Annotated in this window: 3 protein-coding genes and 1 pseudogene; all 4 read left to right on the forward strand. The window is 81.4% G+C overall.

Annotated features, from left to right (window positions below; all coding sequences use genetic code 11):
• Positions 1-459: pseudogene (locus DT057_RS34450) on the forward strand (DUF58 domain-containing protein); the annotation flags it as partial.
• The gene (locus DT057_RS34455) at positions 446-910 is read left to right on the forward strand and encodes a DUF4381 family protein (protein WP_128566494.1); all 465 of its coding nucleotides are present in this window, start codon (positions 446-448) and stop codon (positions 908-910) included. The pseudogene DT057_RS34450 and the gene DT057_RS34455, both read left to right, overlap by 14 nt.
• 255 nt (positions 911-1,165) lie before the next feature.
• Positions 1,166-1,888 (forward strand): VWA domain-containing protein, encoded by a 723-nt coding sequence (locus DT057_RS34460; RefSeq protein WP_407068125.1) that lies wholly within the window; start codon positions 1,166-1,168, stop codon positions 1,886-1,888.
• Positions 1,885-2,805 carry a VWA domain-containing protein gene (locus DT057_RS34465; protein ID WP_128566496.1) on the forward strand — a complete coding sequence of 307 codons (921 nt, stop codon included), beginning with the start codon at positions 1,885-1,887 and terminating at the stop codon, positions 2,803-2,805. The genes DT057_RS34460 and DT057_RS34465 overlap by 4 nt, the downstream gene beginning before the upstream one ends.
• Positions 2,806-2,905 lie beyond the last annotated feature (100 nt).

Consider the following 2,905-nt stretch of genomic DNA (forward strand, 5'->3'; position numbering starts at 1 on the left):
CCGGCCGGGGGCGCCCGCGCCATGGCGGCCCTCGCGGGCGCCCTCGCCCGGGCCCACGCGGCGGCCCTCGCGGCGCCGCCCCGGCCCGACCCGCCCCTCCTCGGGGCCCTGGAGCAGGCCCGCACCCTCCTGCCGGCGGGCGGGCACCTCGTCCTGGCGAGCGCCCTCGACGCCCCCGGCGCGGGCTTCGAGGCCGCCCTCGCGGCCCTCGCCGGGCGCGTCTCCCTGAGCCTGATCCTGGTGAGCGACGCCTTCGAGCGCGAGCCGCCGCCCGGCCTCTATCCCTTCGCCACCCCGGACGGCCGGCGCGGCACCGCCCGGGTGCGCCGGGACCGCCTGCCGGCCGACGACCGGCTCGCGGCCTTCGCGCGCCTCGGCCTCGAGGGCGTGCGGCTCGACACGGAGGGCGGGCCCGAGGCCTTCGCCCCCCTGATGGAGCGCCTCGATGCCGTGCTGTGAGGCGGCCCTCGCCGACCTGCGCGGGCTGCACGCGCCGCCCGACCCCGGCCTGATCCGGCTCGACGTGGCGGCGGCCCTCGTCCTCGGCCTCGTGCTCGCCGGGGTCGCGGCCCTCCTCGGCGCCCGGCTCGCCCGGCGCCGCGGCCCCGTGCGGCGGGCGGCGCTGGCGGAGCTCGCCGCCGCGCGGAGCCTCGACCCGGCCTCCCGCCACGTCGCCCTCGCCCGCCTCGTGCGCCGCCTCGCCCGCACCCTCGGCGTGCCGGAGGCAGGGGCGGAGGCAGGGGCGGAGGCCGAGCGGGCCGCCGGCCTCGACCGGCGGCTGTCCACGGACTTCTTCAGCCGCGGCCCGGGCCGGGCGCTCGTCTTCGACCTCTACGCGCCGGGGCCCGCGCCCGACCTCGGGCCGGTCGAGGACGGGCTCGCCCGCCTCCTCGCCCGCCTGCGGGCCTGATCCGTGGCGCTCGCCGGCCTGCCCCTCGACTGGGCGACGCCCTGGGCGGCCCTGCTGCTGCCCCTGCCCCTGCTCGCGGCCCGGCTGCTGCCGCGCCGGGACGGCGGCGCCGGCGGGGCGCTCGCGGTGCCGGACTCGATCGTCGCCCGGATCGGCCGGGCCGAGGCCCTCGCGGCCCGGGGGCGGGGGCGGGCCGCCCTCGCCTGGCTGCTCTGGGCCGCCCTCGTGACCGCCCTCGCGGGGCCGCGGCTGGTGATGGCGGCGGCCGCGCTGCCGGCCTCCGGCCGCGAGATCGTGCTCGCCCTCGACCTCTCGGGCAGCATGGAGCGGATCGACTTCGCCCTCGACGGCCGCACCACCTCCCGCCTCGCGGCGGTGAAGCGGGTGGGAGCCGACTTCATCCGGCGCCGGGCCGGGGACCGGATCGGCCTCGTCATCTTCGCCGACCAGGCCGACGTCGCCGCCGCCCCCTCCTTCGACACCGCCGCGGTCGCCCGCGCCCTGGAGGAGGCGCGCATCGGCCTCGTCGGCCGCTCCACCGGCATCGGCGACGGGCTCGGCCTCGCCCTCAAGCGCCTCGCCGACGCGCCCGGACCCGCCAAGGTCGTGATCCTGCTCTCGGACGGGGCCAACAACGCCGGCCAGACCACGCCGCGGGACGTGGCAATCCTCGCCCGCGAGCTCGGGGTGCGGGTCCACACCATCGCCCTCGGGCCCCGGGACCTCGCCGACGCCGACGGCGAGCAGGACGTGGTCGATTCGGAGGCCCTGCGGGACGTGGCGGCCACGAGCGGCGGGCGCTTCTTCCGGGTGCGCACCAGCGACGACCTCGCGGCGGTGGCCGACGCCATCGACGCCCTCGAGGGCGGGAGCGCCCGGGCGCCGCCGGTGCCCCTGCGGCGCGACCTCTGGCCCTGGCCCGGCGCCGTCGCGCTGATGAGCGCCGTGGCGCTGCTGCTCGCGCGGCGGGGCGCCTGATGGACGCCGTCACCCTCCTGCGCCCCGCCTGGCTCCTGGCGCTGCCGCTCCTCGCGCTCCTCGCCTGGCGGGCGGCCTACCGGGCGGGCCCCCTCGGGGATTGGGGGCGGGCGGTGGAGCCGCACCTGATGGCGGCGCTCGCGGCCCGCGGCGGCGTGCGGCCCGGGCGGCGGCCGGCGCGGGGGCTGATCGCCGCCGCGGCGGCGCTCGTGCTGCTGGGGCTCGCCGGGCCGGCGATCCGGCGGCGCGACGCGGCCGGCTTCCGCAACCTCGACGCCACGATCCTGGTGATGGACCTGTCGCGCTCCGTCGCCGAGGGCGGCCGGCTCGGCGCGGCCCGGGCCCTCGCGCAAGGGGCCGCCGAGGCCGCCGGCTCCCGGCAGGTCGCCCTCGTGGTGTATGCCGGGGACGCCTACCTGGCGGCCGCGCCCACGACCGACCGCGACGCCCTCGGCACCATCCTGTTCGCCCTCGACGGCGGCACGGTGCCGGACCGCGGCAGCCGGCCGGCGCGGGCGCTGGCGCTCGCCCGCCGGACCCTCGCCGAGGGCGCCGTGGTGTCGGGCGACGTCCTGCTGATCGGCGACGGCGGCGGGATCGATCCGGCGACGGTCCGGGAGGCCGCCGGCCTCGCGGGCGAGGGGCACCGCCTGCACACCCTGTTCGTGCCGACCCCCGCCCTGCCGCCCGAGGCGCCGCCGCCGCAGCGCGCGGCCCTCGACCGCCTCGCCGGCACCGGGGGCGGCGTCGCCGGGAGCCTCGACGCGCCCGGGCCGGTGCTGGCGGCCCTCGGCGAGACCACCGCCCGCCACCTCGCGGCGGGGGGCTACGCGGTGCTGGCCTGGCAGGACCTCGGCCGCTGGCTCGCCGGCCTGGCGCTGCTGCCGGCGCTGCTGCTGTTCCGCAGGAGCGCCTGATGCGGGAGCGGCGGATGCGGGAGCGCCTGACGGCGACGGGCCTCGGGCCGCGGGCGGCACGCGGCGGCGGCCTCGCGGCGGTCGCCGGGGGCCTCCTCGC

The organism is Methylobacterium crusticola (genome assembly GCF_003574465.1).
GTDB lineage: Bacteria > Pseudomonadota > Alphaproteobacteria > Rhizobiales > Beijerinckiaceae > Methylobacterium > Methylobacterium crusticola.